This window comes from Pseudoalteromonas sp. A25 (assembly GCF_009176705.1).
Taxonomy (GTDB): Bacteria; Pseudomonadota; Gammaproteobacteria; order Enterobacterales; family Alteromonadaceae; genus Pseudoalteromonas.
In genome coordinates this window covers 3,135,613-3,159,590 of sequence record NZ_AP021846.1, presented here as the reverse complement: position 1 = coordinate 3,159,590, position 23,978 = coordinate 3,135,613, and the positions used below count along the sequence as shown (strand labels likewise).

The 23,978-nt window shown below is 42.7% G+C and carries 18 protein-coding genes and 1 tRNA gene; 15 read left to right on the top strand and 4 right to left on the bottom strand.

The genetic code is table 11. The features are described from left to right. The first annotated feature begins 33 nt into the window (after window positions 1-33). The 3 genes from GDK41_RS13600 to GDK41_RS13590 all read left to right on the top strand — a co-directional run bounded on the left by GDK41_RS13600 (window position 34) and on the right by GDK41_RS13590 (window position 4,582). On the top strand, window positions 34-2,901 hold the full coding sequence (locus GDK41_RS13600; protein WP_152086917.1) for a M16 family metallopeptidase: 2,868 nt from the start codon (window positions 34-36) through the stop codon (window positions 2,899-2,901). A gap of 187 nt (window positions 2,902-3,088) precedes the next feature. Beyond that, entirely contained in the window at window positions 3,089-3,904 is an 816-nt protein-coding gene (gene cysE / locus GDK41_RS13595; protein ID WP_152086916.1) for a serine O-acetyltransferase, read from the top strand. A 9-nt stretch (window positions 3,905-3,913) separates the two neighbouring features. Then, a complete protein-coding gene (locus tag GDK41_RS13590; protein WP_152086915.1) occupies window positions 3,914-4,582 on the top strand; it encodes a hypothetical protein in 669 nt (222 codons plus the stop codon). Here the strand turns inward: GDK41_RS13590 and xseA are convergent. Then, complete coding sequence (gene xseA / locus GDK41_RS13585; protein WP_152086914.1) at window positions 4,576-5,931, bottom strand: exodeoxyribonuclease VII large subunit; 1,356 nt, start codon at window positions 5,929-5,931, stop codon at window positions 4,576-4,578. The genes GDK41_RS13590 and xseA overlap by 7 nt on opposite strands. A gap of 132 nt (window positions 5,932-6,063) precedes the next feature. Here xseA and guaB point away from each other — a divergent pair, with 132 nt between their 5' ends. The 5 genes from guaB to rimI all read left to right on the top strand — a co-directional run bounded on the left by guaB (window position 6,064) and on the right by rimI (window position 10,284). Then, window positions 6,064-7,533: an IMP dehydrogenase gene (guaB, locus tag GDK41_RS13580; protein ID WP_152086913.1), complete on the top strand. Its 1,470-nt coding sequence runs from the start codon at window positions 6,064-6,066 to the stop codon at window positions 7,531-7,533. Window positions 7,534-7,636: 103 nt separating this feature from the next. After that, a complete protein-coding gene (gene guaA / locus GDK41_RS13575) occupies window positions 7,637-9,211 on the top strand; it encodes a glutamine-hydrolyzing GMP synthase (protein WP_152086912.1) in 1,575 nt (524 codons plus the stop codon). 143 nt (window positions 9,212-9,354) lie between these two features. Next, a tRNA-Trp gene (locus tag GDK41_RS13570) sits at window positions 9,355-9,431 on the top strand. A gap of 42 nt (window positions 9,432-9,473) precedes the next feature. Beyond that, window positions 9,474-9,812 (top strand): hypothetical protein, encoded by a 339-nt coding sequence (locus GDK41_RS13565; RefSeq protein ID WP_152086911.1) that lies wholly within the window; start codon window positions 9,474-9,476, stop codon window positions 9,810-9,812. Between the two features lie 46 nt (window positions 9,813-9,858). After that, complete coding sequence (gene rimI / locus GDK41_RS13560; protein WP_152087589.1) at window positions 9,859-10,284, top strand: ribosomal protein S18-alanine N-acetyltransferase; 426 nt, start codon at window positions 9,859-9,861, stop codon at window positions 10,282-10,284. Here rimI and GDK41_RS13555 read toward each other — a convergent pair. Further along, entirely contained in the window at window positions 10,250-12,937 is a 2,688-nt protein-coding gene (locus tag GDK41_RS13555; RefSeq protein WP_152086910.1) for a hybrid sensor histidine kinase/response regulator, read from the bottom strand. The genes rimI and GDK41_RS13555 overlap by 35 nt on opposite strands. Window positions 12,938-13,320: 383 nt before the next feature. Between GDK41_RS13555 and prfC the strand changes: the two genes are divergently transcribed. From prfC to GDK41_RS13535, 4 genes are all read left to right on the top strand, one after another. After that, the gene (prfC, locus tag GDK41_RS13550) at window positions 13,321-14,904 is read left to right on the top strand and encodes a peptide chain release factor 3 (RefSeq protein ID WP_152086909.1); all 1,584 of its coding nucleotides are present in this window, start codon (window positions 13,321-13,323) and stop codon (window positions 14,902-14,904) included. Between the two features lie 21 nt (window positions 14,905-14,925). Further along, entirely contained in the window at window positions 14,926-16,668 is a 1,743-nt protein-coding gene (gene argS / locus GDK41_RS13545) for an arginine--tRNA ligase (RefSeq protein WP_152086908.1), read from the top strand. Window positions 16,669-16,758: 90 nt separating this feature from the next. Continuing rightward, complete coding sequence (gene pdxH, locus GDK41_RS13540; protein WP_197739502.1) at window positions 16,759-17,400, top strand: pyridoxamine 5'-phosphate oxidase; 642 nt, start codon at window positions 16,759-16,761, stop codon at window positions 17,398-17,400. Window positions 17,401-17,495: 95 nt separating this feature from the next. Next, window positions 17,496-18,260 carry a TatD family hydrolase gene (locus GDK41_RS13535; protein WP_152086906.1) on the top strand — a complete coding sequence of 255 codons (765 nt, stop codon included), beginning with the start codon at window positions 17,496-17,498 and terminating at the stop codon, window positions 18,258-18,260. Here the strand turns inward: GDK41_RS13535 and GDK41_RS13530 are convergent. Further along, window positions 18,227-18,844, bottom strand: a complete 618-nt coding sequence (locus tag GDK41_RS13530) for an AhpA/YtjB family protein (RefSeq protein WP_152086905.1) — start codon at window positions 18,842-18,844, stop codon at window positions 18,227-18,229. The genes GDK41_RS13535 and GDK41_RS13530 overlap by 34 nt on opposite strands. Window positions 18,845-18,919: 75 nt before the next feature. Here GDK41_RS13530 and serB point away from each other — a divergent pair, with 75 nt between their 5' ends. Continuing rightward, window positions 18,920-19,951 (top strand): phosphoserine phosphatase SerB, encoded by a 1,032-nt coding sequence (serB, locus tag GDK41_RS13525; protein ID WP_232056467.1) that lies wholly within the window; start codon window positions 18,920-18,922, stop codon window positions 19,949-19,951. 80 nt (window positions 19,952-20,031) lie between these two features. Here the strand turns inward: serB and GDK41_RS20450 are convergent, their stop codons facing one another. Further along, on the bottom strand, window positions 20,032-20,154 hold the full coding sequence (locus GDK41_RS20450; RefSeq protein ID WP_269473131.1) for a hypothetical protein: 123 nt from the start codon (window positions 20,152-20,154) through the stop codon (window positions 20,032-20,034). Window positions 20,155-20,487: 333 nt separating this feature from the next. Between GDK41_RS20450 and pdhR the strand changes: the two genes are divergently transcribed. Next, window positions 20,488-21,237, top strand: a complete 750-nt coding sequence (gene pdhR, locus GDK41_RS13520; protein WP_152086903.1) for a pyruvate dehydrogenase complex transcriptional repressor PdhR — start codon at window positions 20,488-20,490, stop codon at window positions 21,235-21,237. Window positions 21,238-21,299: 62 nt separating this feature from the next. Beyond that, a complete protein-coding gene (gene aceE, locus GDK41_RS13515) occupies window positions 21,300-23,966 on the top strand; it encodes a pyruvate dehydrogenase (acetyl-transferring), homodimeric type (protein WP_152086902.1) in 2,667 nt (888 codons plus the stop codon). The last annotated feature ends 12 nt before the right edge of the window (window positions 23,967-23,978 follow it).

Below are 23,978 nucleotides of genomic sequence, written 5' to 3'. Positions count from 1 at the left end.
ATAGCGTGATTAATAATAAACTCAGGGAACACTATGAAATTTCAACTTTTGGCAACAAGCCTAGCGGTAACACTTGCGCTAACGGGGTGTGTTAGCAACGATCAACAGGGTAAAACTAACCAAATACAAGCCCAGACGAATGACAAAGTATTTTCACAAGATTACCTGTTAGAAGAATTAGATAATGGCCTGAGGGTGATGGTAGTTAAAACTGATTACCCCGACGTGGTATCTGTACAGATCCCCGTATCTGTTGGTTCGCGAAATGAGGTTGAGGCCGGCCGTACCGGTTTTGCGCACTTCTTCGAACACATGATGTTTAAAGGTTCAGAAAAATACCCACAAGATGTGTATGCAGATATCTTGAAAAATTCAGGGGTCGATAATAGGGCCTATACAACCAATGATTATACAAATTACTATTTGAGCTTCTCTAAACAGCACTTAGACAAAGTATTAGAAATAGAAGCCGATATTTTCCAAAATTTAACCTATACCGAAGCGCAATTTCGTACAGAGGCACTGACGGTTAAAGGCGAGTATTTAAAAAATAACGCGAATCCAATTCGCCAATTACTCTCTGCTGTGCGTAAAGAAGCTTTTGACAAGCATACCTATAAACATACCACAATGGGTTTTTTTGAAGACATAGAAGCCATGCCTGAGCAAATGAGTTATGGGCAGACATTTTTTGAGCGCTTTTATAACCCAGAATATGTTTCGTTAGTCATTGTTGGTGATGTTGATCCACAAAAAACCATGAATATGGTGAAAAAGCACTGGGGTAATTGGGAAAAAGGCAATTACGTGGCGGAAATTCCCACTGAACCGACACAACAAGCACCTAAATACGTACATAAACAAAGTGAAGGTTTACCGGGTCATTGGTTGCTAGTGTCCTATAAAGGCACCGCATGGCAGCCAGAGCGTAAAGACCGAGCGGCACTCGATTTAATCTCGGACCTATACTTTTCTAAAACGTCTGAGCTTTATCAGCAATTAGTTGTTGAGAAGCAGGTGGCAAGCCAAATGTTTACATACAACCCTGAGACAAAAGATCCGGGTTTATTACACGTATTTGTAAAAGTTGAAAATGAAAGTGATTTGGCAATGGTGCGTGATGCTATTAATGAAACATATGCAAAGGCACGCACTCAACTTGTTGATGAGGATAAGCTTGCAGCATTAAAATCAAATCGCAAATATAGCTTTATTAACGAGTTAGACTCTTCACAAGCAATAGCCTCTACGCTTGCACAGTACATGCATTTTGAAAGAGATCCTGAGGTGATCAATCAACTTTATGCTACTGCTGATGCTATCACCGCTCAAGATATCCGAGATATTGCAAATAAATATTTTGTCGATTCAGCTCGTACCACTGTGACTATGTCAGCGTTGGCGTCAATTTCTGGATTTGACAAAGAAGTGTCTTTGAAAGCTTTAGTAGATAAAGTAAGTCAGTCCAAAGAACGTCATTTTACGGTATTAGATAAAACCAACAGCTCACCGTTGCTCGATCTTAATTTATTGTTTTATACGGGCGCTGCAGCCGATCCTGTAGGTAAAAAAGGTCTGGCCGCAATGACTGCTGCAATGATTGCCAATGGCGGCTCGCAGAGCAAAAGCTATAAAGACATTCAAAAAGCACTTTATCCGATTGCTGGGTCGTTTAGTTATCAAATTGATAAAGAGATGCTGTCATTGCGTGGTCGGGTTCACAAAGACAACGCTGCTCAATGGTATGCACTCGTTAGTGATCAATTATTGAACCCAGGGTTTAGGGAAGATGACTTTAATCGTTTGAAAAAAGAGATGTTAGACAACATCAAAGCCAGTTTAAAGTCTTCCAATGATGAAGAGTTGGGTAAAGAGGTGCTTTATCACAAGCTTTATCAAGGCCACCCTTATGAAAGCTATAATTTTGGTGATCTATCTGATCTAGAATCGTTAACTTTGCAAGATGTTAAAGCATTTTATAGTGCACAGTTTACTCAGGCGAGACTCAATGTCGGGATCACTGGCGCCATGCCAGAAGAAGTCAAAGCTAAGCTGCTTGTTGATCTTGCTCAGTTGCCAAAGGGAGATGAGCAGCGCTTAAACATTCCAGATGCACCAAAGCTTGAAGGTCGTCATGCATCAATTGTAGAGAAAAGTGCTAAATCAACTGCCGTTTCTTTCGGTTTCCCAATAGATACTATTCGCAGTAGTAAAGACTGGACGGCACTGTGGTTGGTGCGTTCGTACTTTGGTGAGCACAGAAATTCTAATAGCTTCTTATATCAGCGTATTCGTGAAGTTCGAGGCATGAATTACGGTGATTATGCTTACATAGAATATTTTCCACGAGGTATGTTCCAAACTAAACCAGATGCCAACTTAGGACGCTCTGAGCAGATATTCCAAGTATGGTTGCGTCCACTTCGTTCAAACAACGATGCACATTTTGCAACGCGTGTTGCTATGTACGAGCTTGATAAGCTCATCAATGAAGGAATGAGTGAGCAAGATTTTACCGCAACACGTAACTTTTTAACTAACTATGTTGCGCAGTTGGTTGCAAGCCAAGACCGTCAACTGGGTTATGCATTGGATAGTCAGTTTTACAATATAGATAACTTTGTAGACTATGTGCGAGAGCAGCTGGCAGCGTTGAGTGTAGAGGATGTTAACCGCGTGATCCGCGAGAATTTACAAACGCAAAACATGCAGTATGTTTTTGTCACTGGAGATGGGAGTGATATGCGCCAGCGTTTAGCAAATGAAACGTCTTCGCCACTGAGTTATAACTCTGAAAAGCCAGAGCAACTATTAACTGAAGATAAAGTTATCGCTGATTATAAACTCGAGATACCGACAGAAAATATCGAAGTACTTGATGTAAAGTCAGTATTTGAGTAAATAGCGACTACTTACCGCTAAGCCGTACGTTCAGTGCGGCTTTTTCGTTTGCAGGCTTTGTTGCTACTGCATTGCACTGTAAATAGCACTTTGTTATAACTAATTACTATATTGTTTTCTATTACGGTAACACTTAGTGAAGTTTTATCGATAGAATCACAACAGTTGAATGAATTAAGGTATCGCTATGCGTCATGAAATATGGCAACAACTTCGTACAGAAGCAACAGAGCTTGTTAGTCGGGAGCCATTACTGGCCAGTCATGTTTACTCAAGTGTTTTGAATCATGAGTGTTTAGGATCGGCTTTAAGTTTTATCGTGGCTAACAAATTGGCGGATGCAGTGGTATCAGCTTTTACTATTCGTGAACTGTTTGACCAAGCGTTTGTTGATTGTGATCATATGCTCACCCACGTGGCGCACGATATAAAAGCAGTAAAAGATAGAGATCCCGCCGCGGATAGCTACTTAACCGTTATGCTCAATTTGAAAGGGTTTCATGCGATACAAGCCCATAGGTTGGCGCATTGCTTATGGAGACAAAATCGCAAAGAGTTAGCAAGGTTTATTCAAAGCCGAACCTCAGAAGTATTTGGCGTTGACATTCATCCTGCCTGTAAAGTTGGCCATGGTATTATGTTTGACCATGCAACGGGTATCGTGATTGGTGAAACGGCGGTTATTGAAGATAATGTTTCTATTTTACAATCGGTTACCTTAGGTGGTACGGGCAATGAGCAAGGGGATCGTCACCCGAAAATAAGGGCCGGCGTGCTTATCGGCGCAGGTGCCAAAGTCTTGGGTAACATTGAAGTAGGCGAAGGTGCTCGAATAGGAGCCGGTTCTGTCGTGCTTCGAGCTGTAGAGCCTCATACCACGGTGGTGGGTGTTCCAGCTAAAGTGGTGGGGCGGCCTTGTAGCCCATGTCCTGCGGAAAGTATGAACCAGAACTTTCTTGATGATGACCCCACAAATGAGTCGCATACCAGTGCGATGATATAGGGTAAACATATGCGAGGGTTAGCTGTACTTATTTTAATGCTGCTGGCCTTTGCGCTTGGTGTGATGGTAGAGCGGCTGTGGTTATCAGATAAACCTGTACATTACAGCTACGCAGAGGCCATTGTGCCTGATGCCAAGAGCAAGCAAGCAGTGCCACAAAACGCATTGCCTCAGGCACAGTCTGATTCACCTCCCCAACAGGCTGAGCAAAGCTTTATTACCGAGCAACTAGCGCAAGCTCGGTCAGATATTTCGCGCTTAGAGCAAGAAAATGCCCAGTTACAACAACGCCTAAATGAAAGCAAGCAAGCGACTGAGACGCCCCCGATACGTGTGCCCAATGGTGATTTGAATTCGATGTTGGCACAGCAATATCAACAAGAAAGTCGAGATGCGATTTGGGCTGATGAGCTAGAATTGCAAATTAATGATTTTCTATATCAAAATGATTTAAGTCATATCGTCAAATTGCAAGAATATGGTTGTAAGTCGACCGTATGCCAAATGAAATTGGCACCGCAGGGAAGCGCTAAAGACTTTGATGATACCCAGTGGCGGATAGTGAGCGAAAAGCTTTTTTCGCAACCATGGTTTAAGCGCTTTACCATGAGTACTTCAACCAGTACTCAAGATAAAATGGTGATCCACCTAAGTAAACAACAAGTGTATGATCAATAGGCGTTAATTTTTACCACTTGTGTGTGCACTTCGCCATCATGAAGTTGGGTCACAAGCGACTGCTTTTGGGTGACTTCCGATATAGATTTGATCACCTTACCTTGATGCTTGGTAATACTGTACCCTCTAGCTAGTACGTTTAGTGGGCTCACGCTATCAAGTCGGGCAGCGTACAGACTCAAACGATTTTGATGAGTATTTAAGTTTTTTTGCATTACTTGATATAAGGCCTGTTTTGAGTGTTCAAGTTGCTTTTTAGCATCATTGAGTTGCTTGCTAGGGTGCTGGTGGCTTAGTCTTTGCTGCGCAAGAGCCAGTGTATTGAGTCGTTTAGTTTGCGTTTGAGTAAATGCACGCGTTAAGCGAGCGATGAGTTCATCGACTCGTTGCTGCTGCTGAAGCAATTGATTTTCTGGATGTTGTAACTTGAGCCGTTGTTCAAGCCTTTTACAGTCATGTAAAGCGTGCTTAATGGCTTGTAACACGAGCGTGTGTAGTGTGCGACGGTATTGCTGAATTTGATGTTGTAAGGCTTGCTGATCGGGGCTCACAAGCTCCGCTGCGGCAGACGGTGTGGCTGCGCGCAAGTCTGCAACATAGTCGCTAATTGTGGTGTCTATCTCATGCCCAACGGCACTGATAATAGGCAGTTGACTGGCGAATATGGCGCGTGCCAATGGCTCTTCATTAAAACACCATAAATCTTCCAACGAGCCGCCGCCACGGCCAATAATTAATACATCTACTTCGTTACGTTGATTAGCTAGTATCAACTTATCTATTAATTGCTTGTGGGCATCTTGCCCTTGGACTTGCGCAGGATATATGATGACTTCAAGCTGCGGTGCTCGACGTTTTAGCACCGTTAATATGTCCTTAATTGCAGCCCCTGTTGCTGAGGTAATAACACCGACGGTGTTTATTTTATTTGGCAGTGGTTTTTTGTGTGCATTGCTAAATAAGCCTTCTGCGGCTAAGCGCATTTTTAACGCGTCAAATTGCTGTTTTAACATGCCCTCGCCAGCGGGCTCCATTTTCTCAACGATGAGTTGATAATCGCCGCGTGGTTCATAAACAGAAACCCTTGCTTGCACCTCGACTTGAGCGCCGTTAGTAGGCTTATACTGACAATAGCGGTTATTGCCACGCCACATGGCAGCTTTAACTTGCGCTTTGTCATCTTTTAACGAAAAGTACCAGTGACCAGAAGCTGGAGCAACAAAGTTTGAAATCTCACCGCTCAATCTAATAGAAGCAAAACCTTGCTCCAAAATTGCACGTATTTCGCGGTTTAGTTTCGAAACGGTATAAGTTTTACTTGAGGTAGATGTAAAGCTTGTCAATGACATAAGTCGCTCCATAAAAAATTCACGCATACTTTATCATAAATTTTGATAAATTTTATTTACTCGCATGGGGAACGCTGATAAAATTTGCACGCAATTCCTTATACTCAGTTCTAATTGAGAGAAACCGCAACCATGCTAAGAATTGCAAAAGAAGCCCTAACCTTTGATGATGTGTTATTAGTTCCAGCACATTCTACTGTTTTACCTCATACAGCAAATCTATCAACGCGATTAACGCGTGGTATTGAATTAAACCTGCCTTTAGTTTCTGCATCAATGGATACAGTAACCGAAGCACGCCTTGCAATTGCACTTGCGCAAGAAGGTGGAATTGGGTTTATTCACAAAAACATGACCATTGAAGAACAAGCACGCAATGTACGCAGAGTAAAAGCGTATGAAGCGGGAATTGTCTCTTTTCCGGTGACCGTTTCTGCTGACTTAACGATTGCGCAAGCAAACGCATTAGCAGAAGAAAAAGGTTTTTCAGGTTTTCCAGTTACTGATGAAAATAACCAGTTAGAAGGAATTGTAACCAGCCGTGATATGCGCTTTGAAACTAAGCTTGAGCAGCCGGTTTCAACGGTGATGACAACCAAAGAAAACTTGGTTACGGTTAAAGAAGGTGCTTCACGTGACGAAATCCTAGGGTTAATGCATGAGCACCGCATAGAGAAAATCTTAGTAGTTGATGATGCGTTTAAACTCAAGGGCATGATCACGGTAAAAGATTATCAAAAAGCACAAGAGAAACCGAACGCGTGTAAAGATGAGCAGGGCCGCCTGCGTGTTGGAGCCGCTGTAGGTGTAGGTGCTGGTACTGATGAACGTATTGCTGCATTGGTTGAAGCTGGGGTTGATGTGTTGTTAATTGATACTTCACACGGACACTCTCAGGGGGTTATCGACCGTGTTAAAGCAACACGCGAAGCATATCCTGATTTACAAATCGTAGCGGGTAACGTAGCAACTGCTGAAGGCGCAATTGCATTGGCTGATGCCGGTGTTGATGCGGTTAAAGTGGGTATTGGTCCTGGTTCAATTTGTACAACTCGTATCGTAACAGGTTGTGGTGTACCACAGATCACGGCGATTTCTGATGCGGTTGAAGGCCTGAAAGGTCGTGATATTCCAGTCATTGCTGACGGTGGTATTCGCTTCTCGGGTGATATCGTTAAAGCACTGGTTGCTGGTGCATCATGCGTTATGGTTGGCTCTATGTTAGCTGGTACTGAAGAGTCTCCAGGTGAAGTTGAACTGTATCAAGGTCGTTACTATAAGTCATACCGTGGTATGGGCTCGTTAGGTGCCATGAACCAAAAAGAAGGTTCATCAGACCGTTACTTCCAAAAATCAAATCAAGCAGACAAGCTTGTGCCAGAAGGCATTGAAGGTCGTGTTGCATACAAAGGACCAATTGCGACTATTATCCATCAGCAAGTGGGTGGTATCCGCAGTGCAATGGGTTTAACTGGCTGTGCCACGATTGAAGATTTAAACACTAAACCGCAGTTTGTACGTGTCACATCTGCTGGTATGGGTGAGTCACACGTTCATGATGTGCAAATCACCAAAGAAGCCCCTAACTACCGTATGGGCTAACAGTCAAAATTGGGCTAGCGTTTGCTAGCCCTTCTTAATTTTAAGTAAAGCTGTGTTTTTATGCTTTACTAAGTTTGTCGTTTCCTAACTAACGAGATTATCAATGAGCAAAGATATCCATGACTCCCGCATTTTGATTTTAGATTTTGGTTCGCAATATACGCAGCTGATCGCACGTCGTATCCGTGAAATCGGTGTGTATTGTGAGCTTTGGGCTTGGGATGTTACCGAAGAACAGATCCGTGAGTTTAACCCACAAGGTATTATTCTATCTGGTGGCCCTGAGTCAACGACGTTAGAAAACAGCCCTCGCGCGCCAGAGTATGTATTTAATGCAGGCGTGCCGGTACTGGGTATTTGTTATGGTATGCAAACCATGGCAGCACAATTAGGCGGCTCAGTACATAGCTCTGATAAAAAAGAGTTTGGATATGCAAGAGTTGAAAAAGTGGGTAACTGTAAGTTATTTGATCAAATCCAAGATCATATTGAAGATGGTGCAGACTTCTTAGATGTATGGATGAGTCACGGTGATAAAGTTGCGCAGATCCCCGATACTTTTGTAACCACAGCTAAAACGTCTACATGCCCTCATGCTGCTATGTCATGGGAAGAGAAACGCTTTTATGGGGTACAGTTCCACCCTGAAGTAACACACACACAACAAGGCCAACGCTTACTTGAGCGTTTTGTTAGTGATATTTGTAAGTGTGAAAAATTATGGACGCCTGCGCAGATCATTGAAGATGCGGTAGAGCGTATTAAAGAAAAAGTAGGGGATGACGAAGTTATCCTTGGTCTATCAGGTGGAGTTGATTCATCAGTTGTGGCCATGCTTATTCACCGCGCTATTGGTGACAAACTAACGTGTGTATTTGTTGATAACGGGTTGCTTCGATTAAACGAAGGCGAGCAAGTTATGGACATGTTTGGTGATAAGTTTGGATTGAACATCATCAAAGTAGATGCAGAAGAGCGATTCTTAAAGGCGCTTGAAGGTATTGACGAGCCAGAAGCAAAGCGTAAATCAATCGGCCATACTTTCATTGAAGTATTTGATGAGCAAGCAGGTAAGCTTAAAAATGCTAAATGGTTAGCGCAAGGTACTATATATCCAGATGTGATTGAATCTGCAGCATCTGCAACAGGTAAAGCGCATGTTATTAAGTCTCACCACAATGTAGGCGGATTGCCTGACGATATGGAAATGGGCTTAGTAGAGCCATTACGTGAGTTGTTTAAAGACGAAGTGCGCAAAATCGGTCTAGAGTTAGGCTTACCTTATGACATGCTTTACCGTCACCCGTTCCCAGGGCCAGGTTTAGGTGTTCGCGTATTGGGTGAGATCAAAAAAGAATACTGTGACTTATTACGCCGCGCTGATGCTATTTTCATTGAAGAGCTACACAAAGCTGATCTATACCATAAAGTATCGCAAGCATTTACGGTATTTTTACCGGTGCGCTCTGTTGGAGTTATGGGTGATGCACGTAAATATGATTGGGTTGTTTCTTTACGTTGTGTAGAAACAATTGACTTCATGACGGCACGTTGGTCACATTTACCGTATGAGTTCTTAGGTCAGGTATCAAACCGTATTATTAACGAAATCGATGGTATCTCGCGCGTGGTTTATGACATCTCGGGTAAGCCACCGGCGACTATCGAATGGGAATAACAGCGATTAGCTGAAAATCCATCAAGTTTACAGGGCGAATAGTTAAAAATTCGCCCTTTTGCTTATTTTAAAGGCAGTTGAACCGGTTTTTTATAATTTTTCTTTACCTTTGCAAAAACCTCTTTATAATGCGTCGACATTGCAGGGGCGTAGTTCCAATTGGTAGAACAGCGGTCTCCAAAACCGATGGTTGCGGGTTCGAGTCCTGCCGCCCCTGCCATTTCCTACTTTGCTTTCTTTCCTTTGAATCAGTATATTCCCAATGTCTTTAAACGTAATGCCACAGGTTATTATGCATTCTTTGTACGCTGAGATTTTAGATATTACGCCATTGTCATTAAATGCACGTTATCGAATGGCACTGAATAGTGATCATGAGCAGGCTCAAAAGCACGTTCAATCGATTGATAAAGAATCTTTTGAGAAACCGCTTAATACTGATGCGATGCTATTTTTGGATATCAATAGGGCTGTAGAGCAGGCTTTTTCAGAAGTCATTGTCGCAGATAAAATGTATTGCCAAGAAGGGCGTTTGTATATCCCTTCAGAAACACTAAACAGTGCGCAAAAGCGCCAACTATGGGCTCTGATCAGTGAGTAATTTAATACAACACAATATTTTATCTAAACTACCGTTAGTAGATTTAATGACAATAGAAAAGGCATGTCATGACTTTCCTTGGACAGAAAATACCATGCGGTCTTGTTTGTCTGGGCGTTATTTTAATGGTGCTATTTATAATCAGCAAAAATTAGCTGGCTTTTATATTGGTGAAGTTGCAGGTCCTGATCATACTCTGATGGATATATGTGTAGCACCAACCTTTCAAAGGCAAGGGCTAGCCAAAGCGTTGCTTACTGACTTTATGACTGTGAGTGAGCAAGCTGGTGCGGAGAATTTGTTTTTAGAGGTGAGAGAGTCTAATAAAGCTGCGATAGGCTTATATCAGTGGGCTGGCTTTAGCGAGGTGGGTATACGTAAAGACTATTATCCGAGCGTTAATGGCAAAGAAGATGCAGTCTTGATGGCAAAGACGCTTAACTTTGGCTCTGAGGGGAGCTTTCAGTATTAGTTGTTTGCTTTTTAATGGTGTATTTAATGGCCTCTGTTAGCGACAACATAGCATAGTGCCAGCGACTTTCATCATTGGTGCGTAAACTATCTTCAAGTGTTTGCGCAGCACTGTGAATATTCATAAATCCAAAACACCCCGCACTGCCTTTTAAGCTATGTGCTAAAGCACGCAGCGCCTCCCAATCGTGATTAGTATAGTGTTGCTCCAATTGTTTTAAGTAGTTAGGTAGTTTTTGATTGTAGTTGTGTGCTATTTGAGCGAACTTTTCGCTTTTCAGTAGTGAATCCCATTTTGAATCGCTCGCAGCTTGTATTTGTAAGTGCTTTAAAAGCACTTTTCCTAGCTGCAACCTATCAATAGGCTTTGCGAGGGTCGCATCGCAGCCAGCTTTTAAATATGCGTCAATGTCATGCTTCATCACATTTGCTGTCAGCGCGATGATAGGTCCATCATAGGCCGCATGACGAAGCATTTGGATCGCTTCTAAGCCACCCATGACTGGCATTTGCATATCCATTAAAATTATTTGGTAGTCGTTAGCGAGCGCTTTTTCAACGGCCTGAGCACCATTATCTACAACATCAGGGGTTATCCCCCACATATTGAGCATTAAACATATAAGCTCTTGATTGTCAGTGTTGTCTTCAGCGAGCAAAACGCGAGCATCGAACTGTATGTCTGCAAACTCTTGCGAAATATTTTCTTTAACAGTTGTTTTTTCAAGGAACTCTAGCATGTCTGGTTTTACACCATGGTAATTCGCACTGATTGTAATAATAAACTGGCTGCCAACGCCTTGTTTACTGTTAACTCTTACGTCACCACCTAATAACTGAGCTAAGCTTTTGGCAATGCATAGCCCCAAACCCGTTCCACCAAAGCGCCGCGTAATGGTACTATCAGCTTGCTCAAAAGGTTTAAATACTCGCTCGACTTCTCCTTTTGACATGCCGATACCTGTATCAGTGACAATAAACTCAAAATGCTCTGATGATGATTGATATGCGATATCTATTGCAACACTACCTTGTGCTGTAAATTTTACGGCATTGCTACATATATCAATTAATATTTGTTTTAATCGGGTTGCATCACTATTCAATGTGCGAGGAAGAGGAAATTGGTAGTTAACATATAGTGAAAGCTCCTTTTTTTCGCATAGCGGCTCGATGATATCAACAACATCGTTAATGGTTCTTTGTAAGTCAACTTCTGATTGATCCACTGCCAACTTCTCAGCTTCTATTTTGGATAAGTCTAATATGTTGTTGATTAACTCTAGTAGGTGTTTAGAGTTTCGTAGCATGGTCTCTAGGTGGCGCTGAGTATATTGTGTATTGGGATTGTGAATGAGTTGCTCAGTGAAACCAATGATGGCGGTGAGGGGAGTGCGTATCTCGTGACTCATATTCGCCAAAAAGTGGCTTTTAAGCTCATTTGCTTGTTCTGCTTGAGTATAAGCAACTTCTAGCTCTTGATTCATTGTCTCTAATGCTAACGTGCGGTTGTCTACTTTTTCTTCTAAATGTTGTTTGTAATCTTCCAGTTCTCCTTGAAAGTCTCTGATCTGTTTTACCATATGATTAAAGTCTTCAAATAACTGGCCAACTTCATCATTATTTTTATTGGGCAAACAAACGCTTAGATCGCCATCTCCCACCCGGTGGCTGGCCTCTCCAAGTAACTTAATAGGATTGATGAGAATCCGTTTTACGACAATAAATATCAGTATAGGTAAAGCGACAATGGATAAAATAACTATTAAGGCGGTTAGGTTTTTAATAGCCTGACCAGAGCCATAAAGCAAATGGCTGGGAATTGTCGATAAATAATAATAGTCATCGCTGAGCTGCACGGCATAGCCAATGATGTTTTCATTACTCACACTGGTCAAATTTATGGATGTCAACTCCTCATCTTCGGCAAGAGACTTTACTTTATCAACTTCACTTTCATTAAGTGTAATAAGGTTTAATGATGCTGAAGAGCTAAATAAAATGTTCCCATCTTCATCAAGTATTGTATTAAGTGCATGGGTATACGGAGACTCAAAAATAGAATAGTTGATAACTGAAGGGTCGATTCTAACAATCACATAGAATGTTTGCTTTTGTGCTGCCTGATTGTGATTAACAAGGACTCGCTGTACAAAAAAGAGGTGCGTCGTTCCTTCATCTGTTGGGAGCATAAAGTATTGCTGAGTTAAATTACTGGAGCGCACGCGCTCAAAAAAAGGGTAGCTTTTAGGTGGTATACTTAAATTACTTGCCTGATAGGCTAAGCTAACGCTCTGATGGTCAAGCAAGTTTATGCTCAATATATCAGGGTATGCTTCGCTATAACTGGTAAATACATTTTGCAAGGCTATGCTACGCTGGTTTTGCTTATCGGTTTGTGTGTTGAAATGCATTAAGTAATCACTTAATACGGGCGAAGATGAGAGTAGCTTTGTCGTTGATTGATAAACGTTGATATAACTTAGTATTTTTTGTTGTTGTTGCTCAACAAATTTACTGACCGTTAAATTGGCTTGCTTTTGCGTTGAGTCTGTTACTGTCGTGAGGGTGAAGCCCCCCAAAAAAAGAGAAGGTAGCACAACAAGTGGCGTAATGTAGCACAGTAGCTTTATGCTTAACTTACCTACTTTCATATTGTTATTGTGACTTCCCTATTATGCGATTAAGGTTAAACACTCAGCTCACACTACCTACATAATCTTATGTCGATATACCGTATTACTCAAGTTTGCGCTGAGGAAATGGCGATTTCATAGCTTGGTTATTCAATAAGTTGTTGTGGCAGTATACGCAAGGGTAAGGCTTTTATTTTTAGATACAATGCGTTAGCTAAGTCTTTATGAAGTCTTATAGCGAAGTAAGATGTTGTTAAATGCCTAAATAACCGTTATTGCGAACAATACAAATTACTCAATCATGTGCCTTTTTTGCCCAGTGTAAAACAGGTATAATCGGCAAAATTTTAATTTGTTTCGCGCAATTGCAACCGCGACTACACAGGGCAACAGCTGCTTACATGTCTAATATTGTCAATGAAATTCAAAAGCGACGTACGTTCGCTATCATCTCGCACCCTGATGCGGGTAAAACAACCATTACTGAAAAAGTATTGTTATTCGGAAAGGCACTACAAAAAGCGGGTACCGTAAAAGGTCGTGGTTCAAACCAGCACGCAAAATCTGATTGGATGGAAATGGAAAAAGAACGTGGGATCTCGGTCACCACCTCTGTAATGCAGTTTCCTTACAATGATGCACTGGTTAACTTGTTAGATACTCCCGGACACGAAGACTTCTCGGAAGATACATACCGAACGTTGACAGCTGTTGACTCATGTTTGATGGTGATTGATGCTGCGAAGGGTGTAGAAGACCGTACCCGTAAGCTGATGGAAGTAACCCGTTTACGTGATACGCCAATCGTGACGTTTATGAACAAACTAGACCGCGATATTCGAGATCCTATGGAGTTGCTAGACGAAGTAGAAACTGAGCTGAATATTGCTTGTGCACCAGTATCATGGCCAATTGGGTGTGGTAAAGAGTTTAAAGGTGTGTATCACATCCATCGTGACGAAACGGTGTTATATCAAACGGGTCAAGGTCACACTATCCAAGAAAAGCGTGTGATAAAAGGCCTTGAGAACCCAGAGCTTGACGATGCGGTGGGCGCAGAGCTTGCTGAGCAGCTGCGTGAAGAGCTAGAGCTGGTGATTGGTGCATCGCATGAATTCGATCAAGAACTCTTTTTAAAGGGTGAGCTAACGCCCGTATTTTTTGGTACTGCCCTAGGTAACTTTGGCGTTGACCACATGCTCGACGGCTTGACTGAGTGGGCGCCTGCGCCTATGCCACGCCAAACAGAAGAGCGTGAAGTAAAAGCTGACGAAGACAACTTCTCGGGCTTTGTATTTAAAATTCAAGCAAACATGGATCCAAAGCACCGTGACCGCATTGCGTTTATGCGTATTGTATCGGGTAAATACAGCCAAGGCATGAAAATGAACCATGTGCGCATTGGTAAGCAAGTGAGTATTTCTGATGCGGTTACCTTTATGGCCGGTGACCGAGAGCGTGCACAAGATGCCTTTGCGGGTGATATCATTGGCTTACACAACCACGGAACAATTCAAATCGGGGATACCTTTACCCAAGGTGAAAAGCTTAAGTTTAGTGGTATTCCTAACTTTGCCCCTGAACTGTTCCGCCGCATTCGTTTAAAAGATCCGCTTAAGCAAAAGCAGTTGCTTAAGGGCTTGGTACAGTTATCAGAAGAAGGGGCTGTACAAGTATTTAGACCGCTTATCAACAACGATTTAATCGTAGGTGCCGTAGGGGTACTTCAGTTTGATGTGGTGGTTGCACGCTTAAAAGCTGAGTACAACGTAGATGCGATTTACGAAAGTGTTAACGTACAAACAGCACGCTGGGTAAGCTCGTCTGATGAGAAGAAAATGGCGGAGTTTAGACGTAAGTGTGAGTCTAACTTAGCGCTAGATGGTGGTGACAACCTAACATACATCGCGCCAAGTCGTGTTAACTTAAACTTATCAATGGAACGCTATCCAGACGTTGAGTTCCACCATACTCGTGAACACTAGGCCGCAGATAAAGGATAAAGTATGAACATTAAAACGATTCTAATTGAAAAAGCCAATGCGGCCATGTTAGCTGCGGGTATTCCACAGGGCACCAACCCAGCGGTGACGCAAAGCACTCGTCCACAATTCGGTGATTACCAAATTAATGGTGCGATGGGCGCTGCAAAAGCACTTAAAACAAACCCACGCGAGCTTGCACAAAAAATCATTGATAATTTAGATGTAAGCGATATTGCTACTCAAACAGAAATTGCAGGCCCAGGTTTTATCAATATTCATCTTAAGCCGGAATTTTTATCTGCAAGTTTAGAGGCTGCCAATAAAGACGTTAAGCTAGGCGTGTCTGAGCATCAACCAGCTAAAAAAGTTGTGGTTGATTATTCATCACCCAACCTTGCTAAAGAAATGCACGTAGGTCATTTACGTTCGACTATTATTGGTGACTCTGTCGTGCGTGCATTGGAGTTCCGTGGCGATACCGTGATCCGTCAAAACCACATGGGTGATTGGGGTACGCAATTTGGCATGCTTATCGCGCACCTTGAAGATTTGTTAAATCAAGGTGTTGACTTAGAAAACGTTGCACTTGCTGACCTTGAAAGTTTTTATCGCGATGCGAAAAAGCGTTTTGATGATGAAGAAGGCTTTGCAGATAAAGCACGTAACTATGTTGTGAAGTTACAAGGTGGTGATGCACATTGTAAAAAGCTATGGCAAATGTTTATCGATACCTCAGTTAAGCACTCAGAAGAAGTATACGAAAAACTAAACGTGACGCTTACACGTGACGATATCATGGCTGAGAGTGCATACAATGAACGCCTTGCAGGTGTAATTGAGCTACTTAAGTCAAAAGGTATTGCCGTTGAAGACCAAGGTGCACAAGTTGTATTTTTGGATGAACTGGCAAACAAAGACGGTGAGCCCTCAGTATTTATCGTACAAAAGTCGGGTGGGGGGTTCTTATATTCAACCACCGATTTAGCGGCTTGTGACTATCGCTCAAACGAGTTAGATGTAGATCGTATCTTAATTTTTGTAGATGCACGCCAGGGCTTACACTTCAATCAAGTTGAGATAACAGCGCGTAAAGCTGGGTTGCTTAAAGATAAAACTTCTTATGAGCCAAGCCTATTTGGCACCATGATGGGGGATGATGGTAAGCCATTTAAAACCCGTACTGGTGGTACGGTTAAGCTCGCTGATTTGCTTGAAGAAGCGGTGAGTCGCGCAACCGAAAAACTCGCTAACCGAGATACGGGTTTATCAGATGAAGAGCGCAGCGAAATTGCCCGCAAAGTCGGCATTGGTGCGGTTAAATATGCGGATCTATCAAAACACCGAACCAGCGATTATATCTTTAACTGGGACAGCATGTTGAGTTTTGAAGGCGCGACAGCACCTTATCTACAATATGCTTATACGCGTGTGCGTAGTATCTTCCGCAAAGCGGATATTGATAGCACAACGTTAAATGCGACGGTTAGTATTATTGAACCACAAGAAAAAACCTTGGCGCTAAAACTACTTCAGCTCGAAGAAGTGCTTGATCTAATGATCAACGAAGCAACGCCGCACGTATTGTGTGGATACTTATATGAATTGGCAAGCTTATACATGACATTCTACGAAGCATGTCCAATTCTTAAAGACGATGTGGCAACAGATGTACGCGATAGTCGTTTGGTGCTGTGTAACCTAGTGGCTAACACCTTGCGTACAGGTCTTGAACTGCTTGGTATAGAAGTGATGGAGCAAATGTAACCTTAACATTTGCTTGATTATTTGTAATATCAAATATGTTAACCTAAGAGCCGCATAAACTTCAGTTATGCGGCTTTTTTGTAAGGAACAATCATGAAGCTTGAAGATATCCGCCGAGAATACACGAAAGGTGGTTTACGTCGCGAGATGTTGGCAGACAGCCCCATTACGCAATTTGAAAATTGGTTACAACAAGCTGTTGCAGCAAAATTTGCTGATCCGACTGCGATGGTTGTCGCAACCGTTGATGAACACGGACAACCATCACAACGTATCGTTTTATTAAAGCATTTAGACGAACATGGTTTTGTATTTTTTACCAATACGGGCTCGCGCAAAGCGCATGAAATAAAGACTAACAATAAAGTATGTTTACATTTCCCTTGGCATGAATTAGAGCGCCAAGTGATTGTGTATGGTGAAGCAAAGCCATTATCAAGCTCTGCAGTGGCTAAGTATTTTTTGTCTCGCCCGCAAGAAAGTCAGCTAGCCGCTTGGGCATCACAGCAGTCTCGTCCTGTTTCTTCGCGCAAAGCGTTGATGGAAACCTTTCACTCAATGAAAGCCAAATTTGCTGAAGGTAAAATTCCCTTGCCGGATTTCTGGGGGGGCTACTGTGTTGAGCCTACTAAAATTGAATTTTGGCAAGGTGGCGAGCACCGTCTTCACGATCGCTTCATGTACTTAAAACAAGATGATGGTTCGTGGCAGGTCGATAGGTTGAACCCCTAAGTCACTTTACTTCATGTGCAAGGTCGAGCAATCGCTCGACCTTGCACAGATAGCGCGTATATACTTGTTTATAAACTTGTGTTTTACTTTTTGCCATGCACTTTATCGACAGCCATTGCCACTTAGATTTCAGTGAGCTTAAACAAAACCTAGATACTCACATTGCAATAGCGCGTGAGCTAGGTGTTCTGCGTTTTGTGGTACCTGGTATTACTTACCCTCAAAGTGTCGCTTTGCTGGCATTTGCGAAGCGCTATCCTGAGTGCCGAATTGCCTTAGGATTACACCCGTATTTTATTGAACAGCATAGCGAAGAGACGCTATCGGCATTAAAGTCACTAGCACAGACTCACCGTGATAATATTGTTGCTATTGGAGAGTGTGGTATTGACGGCACGCGTCCTAACATAGAGTTTCAATTCACATTATTTGTTGAGCATATCAAACTTAGCAATGCATTGTCCCTGCCTCTGATAGTGCACCATAGGCAAAGCCACCACTTAATTGCTCAAGCGCTTAAAGCTTGCCCTGCAAAGCATGGCGGTGTGATCCACGCGTTTTCAGGCTCACTGCAACAAGCACAGTATTATATAGATCAGGGCTTCAAACTCGGCGTAGGGGGGACGATAAGCTATGAACGAGCGAAAAAAACACGTCAAGTCGTTAGCCAAGTACCTTTAGATAGCCTGTTATTAGAAACCGATGCCCCCTCAATGCCACTTTCAGGTTATCAAGGTCAGGTTAACTTGCCACAAAGATTAGTTGACGTTTTTGAGCATCTATGCGATTTGCGCAGTGAAAGTGCAGAGCAAATAGCCAGCCAGATTTATTCGTCCTCTTGTACGCTTTTTCGTATCTGACGTTTTACTTCCCAGCCTTTTAGCGCACGGCCAATTTGCCAAGTAAAAACACAGGTTATGAGTAACATGACCAAGACCATTCGCCCTAACTCATGAAAATGATAATGACTTTGACTCATGGCAGACTTAGTTAAATAAATCATACTGGCAAAACCAAGTGGTTGCCCTTCAAAGATGATGGGTTCAACGATGGGGGTTTTAAGTTTGCTGATCCCCGCCACATCGGTTGGTAAGCCATGGATATTATCGCTATCTACAACGTTACGCCCTTGCAGAACCAATGTACCGTGCTGATCATATATGGTGATGCTAAGCACGTTATCATCAAGCTCTAAGTGTTCACGTAGTGTCTCCAACTGAGTCAAATCATCCTCTGCCATTGGTTTGGCCGCATTCAACGTAAATTGTTTTATTAAGCTTCTAGCATTTAAATCCGCTTGCTTATGCAGCAGTTGGTGAGACTCAAAGCTGGTGTTGACGCCCAGCCAAGCAAGCACGATAAAGCATGCCGCAGCAACTAACAGCCGAACTAAGCGACGTCCTCGAGAAGATTTTAGTAAATCAATAGCATGTGTATTTTTCATATTACCTGCGTTGGATGCTGACAGTATCCATGATAGATGTTAAAAAGGACGAGTCTGTCACTTAGGAGTATATGTATGCCAACCTCTAGCCTTGTGCAATTACCTGATCATGATTTGTCTCATATCTTCACTTTAGCAAAATGGTACCAAATTGAAAATGGACAATATCAGCTAAGTGAATGTGCACCAGATCCCCAAAATGGTGTATTTATTACTTTATTTGGTGAGCAATTAACAACGGCTAAGTTGCAGAACTTTTTGGCTTTTTTACATGATTCAGAGTTTTTGGTTAGTGCAATATGCCAGTATCATCCGCATCCAGCTTTACCAGAAGCGATAGTGGTGTATGTGAATAATCAATATATACCAACCGTTACTGAACAGCTGAAAAAAGAGCTACGAGAAGCGGCTCATTCGCTGCATCTACAAGCGGCAATCTTAGTTGATCCACCTACAACTGCAAAACCAGGCTTACTTGTGATGGATATGGACTCAACTGCAATAAAGATTGAATGCATTGATGAAATTGCACGCCTTGCCAATGTGTATGATGAAGTGGCACAAGTCACGGCGCAAGCCATGGCGGGTCAGCTTGCTTTTAGTGAAAGCTTATATCAACGCGTCAGTAAGCTAGAGGGGGTAGAGCTGAGTTTGATCCAACAGCTCAAAGAAAACCTACCGTTAATGGAGGGTGTGCAAACGCTGTGTGCCCATCTTAAGCAGCACAATTGGCATTTAGCGATAGCCTCGGGAGGGTTTACTTGGTTTGCTGAATCATTACTAGAACCTTTGCAACTTGATGGCTACTACGCAAATGAGTTGGAAATTGCCGATGAGCGCTTAACCGGTAAAGTGTTGGGTGAAGTGGTGGATGCCCAAAAAAAAGCGCAGATTGTGGCAACACTCACTGAAGAGCTAGAACTAGACAAACAACAGACCGTTGCCATGGGTGACGGAGCGAATGATCTCATTATGATGGCGCAAGCTGGGCTGGGTATCGCTGTGCACGGTAAACCTAAGGTTGTTGAGCAGGCAGATGCGGCCATTTGTGAAGGCTCTTTATTGCAAGTGTTGTATTTACTTGGCATTCCATGTGGTAAAAAATAACTAGCAATTTAACTGTTGCTTAGCTTGCGGCATCTTTTGAAAGCTATCGTAAAATGTAATTGAGGTTGCATATGGTGGCTTTAAAGAGCGCCTGCCAATGCACTAAAGTCGAGCTGAACATGCTGATGAATATTTGCTATCCCAACAAGGCGATGTTCATCAGCTTTTTTATCTACGTGGTTTATCCTGGATAATGGTTGCACGCGATAACACAGCTTACGCTACTGCATGATTGCTTCTGTTAACTCTATTTGTGTTAGCTTCTTGGAAGTCTTTCAGTACTCTGTTGTCTGAATTTTTCCTACCAACTGGTCAGACCTTTTTTATATCCCTTTGCAATTCGAGTTTTTTGTATAAAGTTTAGTCTTTAAGCTTTCACTTTGAACTGTATTTATACGCAGATTTTTGACAGCCTTCATTGATTTTGATAACGTATTGCCAAAATTTGGTATGACCAATTTACCCTTTGGTTTTAATGACATCATTAATCGCCATATGTAGCGATCAGTGATGTACTGAAATTCGGCGTTAGATCAATGTCTTTAAAGATAAAAGCAGCGAAGTTATCCGATGTGATTTTAGAACAGCTCGAGAATATGATCCTCGAGGGGTCTTTAATGCCGGGTGAAAAGTTACCTCCAGAACGAGAGCTTGCAAAACAATTTGAAGTCTCAAGGCCTTCATTGCGTGAAGCGATACAAAAGCTTGAAGCGAAAGGGTTGGTAACGCGTCGTCAAGGTGGTGGAACTTATGTAAAAAATCAGTTGGAAGAAGGACTCACTGATCCATTATTTGATTTGATCAGTAAGCACCCTGAATCACAATTTGATTTACTTGAGTTTCGTCATGCACTTGAGGGGATCGCTGCATACTATGCTGCTTTGCGTGGTACTGATACTGATTTTGAAAAGGTACAAGATAGCTTTAATAAAATAGCTCAAGTACAGGATGATTTGGCTCAAATTGCAGCAGCAATCAATGCCTTCCACTTTGCAGTGGCAGAGGCGTCGCATAATGTGGTGCTGCTGCATTTGGTTAAAGGTATGCAGTCATTACTGGAGCAAAACGTATTACAAAACTTAACGGTTTTGGTACAAAAATCAGAGGTGAGTGAGCAGTTAGCTCAACACCGTAAGGTGCTTTTGGAAGCAGTCATTAATGGCAATCCAGAGCAAGCTCGGTTGGCAAGTAACGCGCACTTAGCATTTATCGAAGAAGCGTTGCTTGAAGCGGGTAAAGAGCGTTCGCGAATAGAGCGTAGCTTACGACGAACAAAGCAGCAGTAACCCTGCTGGTTACATTAAAACTGAATAATAAATTCGTATTTTAAACATAAGGAAAATTCCATATGTCTGAAGTCAATAAATTTGACGTAGACGCGTTAGAAACCCAAGAGTGGTTACAAGCGCTTGAGTCGGTAGTAAGAGAAGAAGGTGTTGAGCGCGCGCAGTTCTTGCTAGAGCAAGTGCTTGAGCAAGCACGTTTAGACGGCGTTGATATGCCAACGGGCACGACTACCAACTATGTGAATACTATTCCAGCGGATCAAGAGCCAGCTTATCCTGGTGATGTAAACATTGAACGTCGTATTCGTTCAATTATCCGTTGGAATGCCATCATGATCGTATTACGTGCGTCAAAGAAAGATTTAGAACTTGGCGGACATATGGCGTCCTATCAATCGTCAGCAGCGTTCTATGAAATGTGTTTTAATCACTTTTTCCGCGCGCCAAATGAGGTTGATGGCGGTGATTTGGTTTATTACCAAGGTCACATTTCTCCGGGCATTTATGCACGTGCATTTTTAGAAGGTCGTTTAACTGAAGAGCAGCTAGACAACTTCCGTCAAGAAGTAGACGGCAAGGGTATTTCTTCATACCCACACCCTAAATTAATGCCTGAGTTCTGGCAGTTCCCGACTGTATCGATGGGCTTAGGTCCAATCGCCTCTATTTACCAAGCGCGTTTCTTAAAGTATTTAGACGGACGTGGCTTAAAAGACACTAAGAACCAGCGCGTATACGCGTTCTTAGGTGACGGTGAAATGGATGAGCCAGAATCACGCGGCGCAATTTCATTTGCTGCACGTGAGAAGCTAGACAACTTATGCTACTTGATCAACTGTAACTTACAGCGCTTGGATGGCCCAGTAATGGGTAACGGTAAGATCATTCAAGAGCTTGAAGGCCTATTTAGAGGCGCAGGTTGGAACGTTATTAAGGTTGTTTGGGGTTCTGGTTGGGACAAGCTATTAGCTAAAGACACAACGGGTAAGTTACTAGAGTTGATGAACGAAACCATCGACGGTGACTACCAGACATATAAAGCAAAAGATGGTGCATACGTGCGCGAGCACTTCTTCGGTCGCTACCCTGAAACTGCAGCACTGGTTGCTGATATGACAGATGAAGAGATCTTCGCACTTAAGCGCGGTGGTCATGAGCCTTCTAAGCTGTTTGCAGCATTTAAAGCAGCGCAAGAGACTAAAGACCGTCCTACTGTGATCCTAGCTAAAACCGTAAAAGGTTACGGCATGGGCGAAGCCGCTGAAGGTAAGAACATAGCGCACCAAGTTAAGAAAATGGACATGACACACGTAGAGCAGCTACGTTCGCGTCTTGGTCTTCAAGACTTGGTTGCTGACGACGAGTTAGTGAATCTTCCGTACTTGACGCTTGAAGAAGGTTCAAAAGAGTACGAATACTTACATGCTCGTCGTAAAGCGCTTCATGGTTACACGCCACAGCGTTTACCTAATTTCACCAAAGAGCTGACGTTGCCAGAAGTGGATGCATTTGCACCATTGCTTCAAGAGCAAAAGCGTGATATTTCAACCACAATGGCGTTTGTACGTGCACTAAACGTATTACTAAAAGACAAGAACATTGGTCAAAATATTGTGCCAATCATCGCTGACGAAGCACGTACTTTTGGTATGGAAGGTTTATTCCGTCAAATCGGTATTTACAATCCGCACGGCCAAAACTACACACCACAAGACCGTGACATTGTTTCTTACTACAAAGAAGCGACTTCAGGTCAGGTATTGCAAGAAGGTATCAACGAGCTAGGTGCAATGTCGTCATGGGTTGCTGCGGCAACGTCATACAGCACCAATGACTTACCGATGATCCCATTCTACATTTACTACTCTATGTTTGGTTTCCAACGTGTTGGCGACATGGCATGGATGGCAGGTGACCAACAAGCGCGTGGTTTCTTATTAGGTGCTACGGCGGGTCGTACAACGCTAAATGGTGAAGGTCTTCAGCACGAAGATGGTCATTCACATATTCAGGCTGGCACGGTTCCAAACTGTATTTCTTACGACCCAACATTCGGTTATGAAGTTGCGGTTATCATGCAAGACGGTATCCGTCGTATGTACGGTCCTGAGCAAGAGAACGTGTTCTACTACCTAACTCTGATGAACGAAAACTATCATCAACCAGCGATGCCTGAGGGTGCTGAAGAAGGTATTCGTAAGGGTATCTACAAGCTTGAAAGTAATGCAGGCGACAAAGCACATGTTCAGCTATTGGGCTCAGGTACTATCTTAAATGAAGTACGCAAAGCGGGTGTAATCCTAAGCGAAGAGTATGGTATTGGCTCTGATGTATTCTCTGTGACTTCATTCAACGAATTAACAAGAGATGGTCAAGACGCAGAGCGTTTCAACATGCTTAACCCTGAAAGTGAAGCACAAGTGCCATATATCACATCTGTACTTGGTGAGACACCTGCGATTGCCGCAACAGATTATATGAAAAACTACGCTGAGCAAGTACGTGCGTTTATGCCAAGTGCATCGTACAAAGTGCTTGGTACTGACGGTTACGGCCGTTCAGACAGTCGTGAAAATCTGCGTCGTCACTTTGAGGTAAACGCAGGCTATGTTGTTGTAGCAGCGTTAACTGAACTAGTTAAGCAAGGCAAAGTAGACAAGTCAGTGGTAGTTGAAGCCATCAAGAAGTTTGATATTGATACTACAAAAACTAACCCACTTTACGCATAAAGGGCCGAACGA

Excerpts from the sequence above, each read along its gene's own strand:
- argS (WP_152086908.1), top strand. The coding sequence starts at position 14,926 with ATGAACATTAAAACGATTCTAATTGAAAAAGCCAATGCGGCCATGTTA.
- guaA (WP_152086912.1), top strand. The coding sequence starts at position 7,637 with ATGAGCAAAGATATCCATGACTCCCGCATTTTGATTTTAGATTTTGGT.
- GDK41_RS13600 (WP_152086917.1), top strand. The coding sequence starts at position 34 with ATGAAATTTCAACTTTTGGCAACAAGCCTAGCGGTAACACTTGCGCTA.
- GDK41_RS13535 (WP_152086906.1), top strand. The coding sequence starts at position 17,496 with ATGCACTTTATCGACAGCCATTGCCACTTAGATTTCAGTGAGCTTAAA.
- GDK41_RS13555 (WP_152086910.1), bottom strand. The coding sequence starts at position 12,937 with ATGAAAGTAGGTAAGTTAAGCATAAAGCTACTGTGCTACATTACGCCA.
- rimI (WP_152087589.1), top strand. The coding sequence starts at position 9,859 with ATGACAATAGAAAAGGCATGTCATGACTTTCCTTGGACAGAAAATACC.
- guaB (WP_152086913.1), top strand. The coding sequence starts at position 6,064 with ATGCTAAGAATTGCAAAAGAAGCCCTAACCTTTGATGATGTGTTATTA.
- prfC (WP_152086909.1), top strand. The coding sequence starts at position 13,321 with ATGTCTAATATTGTCAATGAAATTCAAAAGCGACGTACGTTCGCTATC.
- GDK41_RS13590 (WP_152086915.1), top strand. The coding sequence starts at position 3,914 with ATGCGAGGGTTAGCTGTACTTATTTTAATGCTGCTGGCCTTTGCGCTT.
- cysE (WP_152086916.1), top strand. The coding sequence starts at position 3,089 with ATGCGTCATGAAATATGGCAACAACTTCGTACAGAAGCAACAGAGCTT.
- serB (WP_232056467.1), top strand. The coding sequence starts at position 18,920 with ATGCCAACCTCTAGCCTTGTGCAATTACCTGATCATGATTTGTCTCAT.
- GDK41_RS13530 (WP_152086905.1), bottom strand. The coding sequence starts at position 18,844 with ATGAAAAATACACATGCTATTGATTTACTAAAATCTTCTCGAGGACGT.
- GDK41_RS13565 (WP_152086911.1), top strand. The coding sequence starts at position 9,474 with ATGTCTTTAAACGTAATGCCACAGGTTATTATGCATTCTTTGTACGCT.
- aceE (WP_152086902.1), top strand. The coding sequence starts at position 21,300 with ATGTCTGAAGTCAATAAATTTGACGTAGACGCGTTAGAAACCCAAGAG.
- xseA (WP_152086914.1), bottom strand. The coding sequence starts at position 5,931 with ATGTCATTGACAAGCTTTACATCTACCTCAAGTAAAACTTATACCGTT.
- pdhR (WP_152086903.1), top strand. The coding sequence starts at position 20,488 with ATGTCTTTAAAGATAAAAGCAGCGAAGTTATCCGATGTGATTTTAGAA.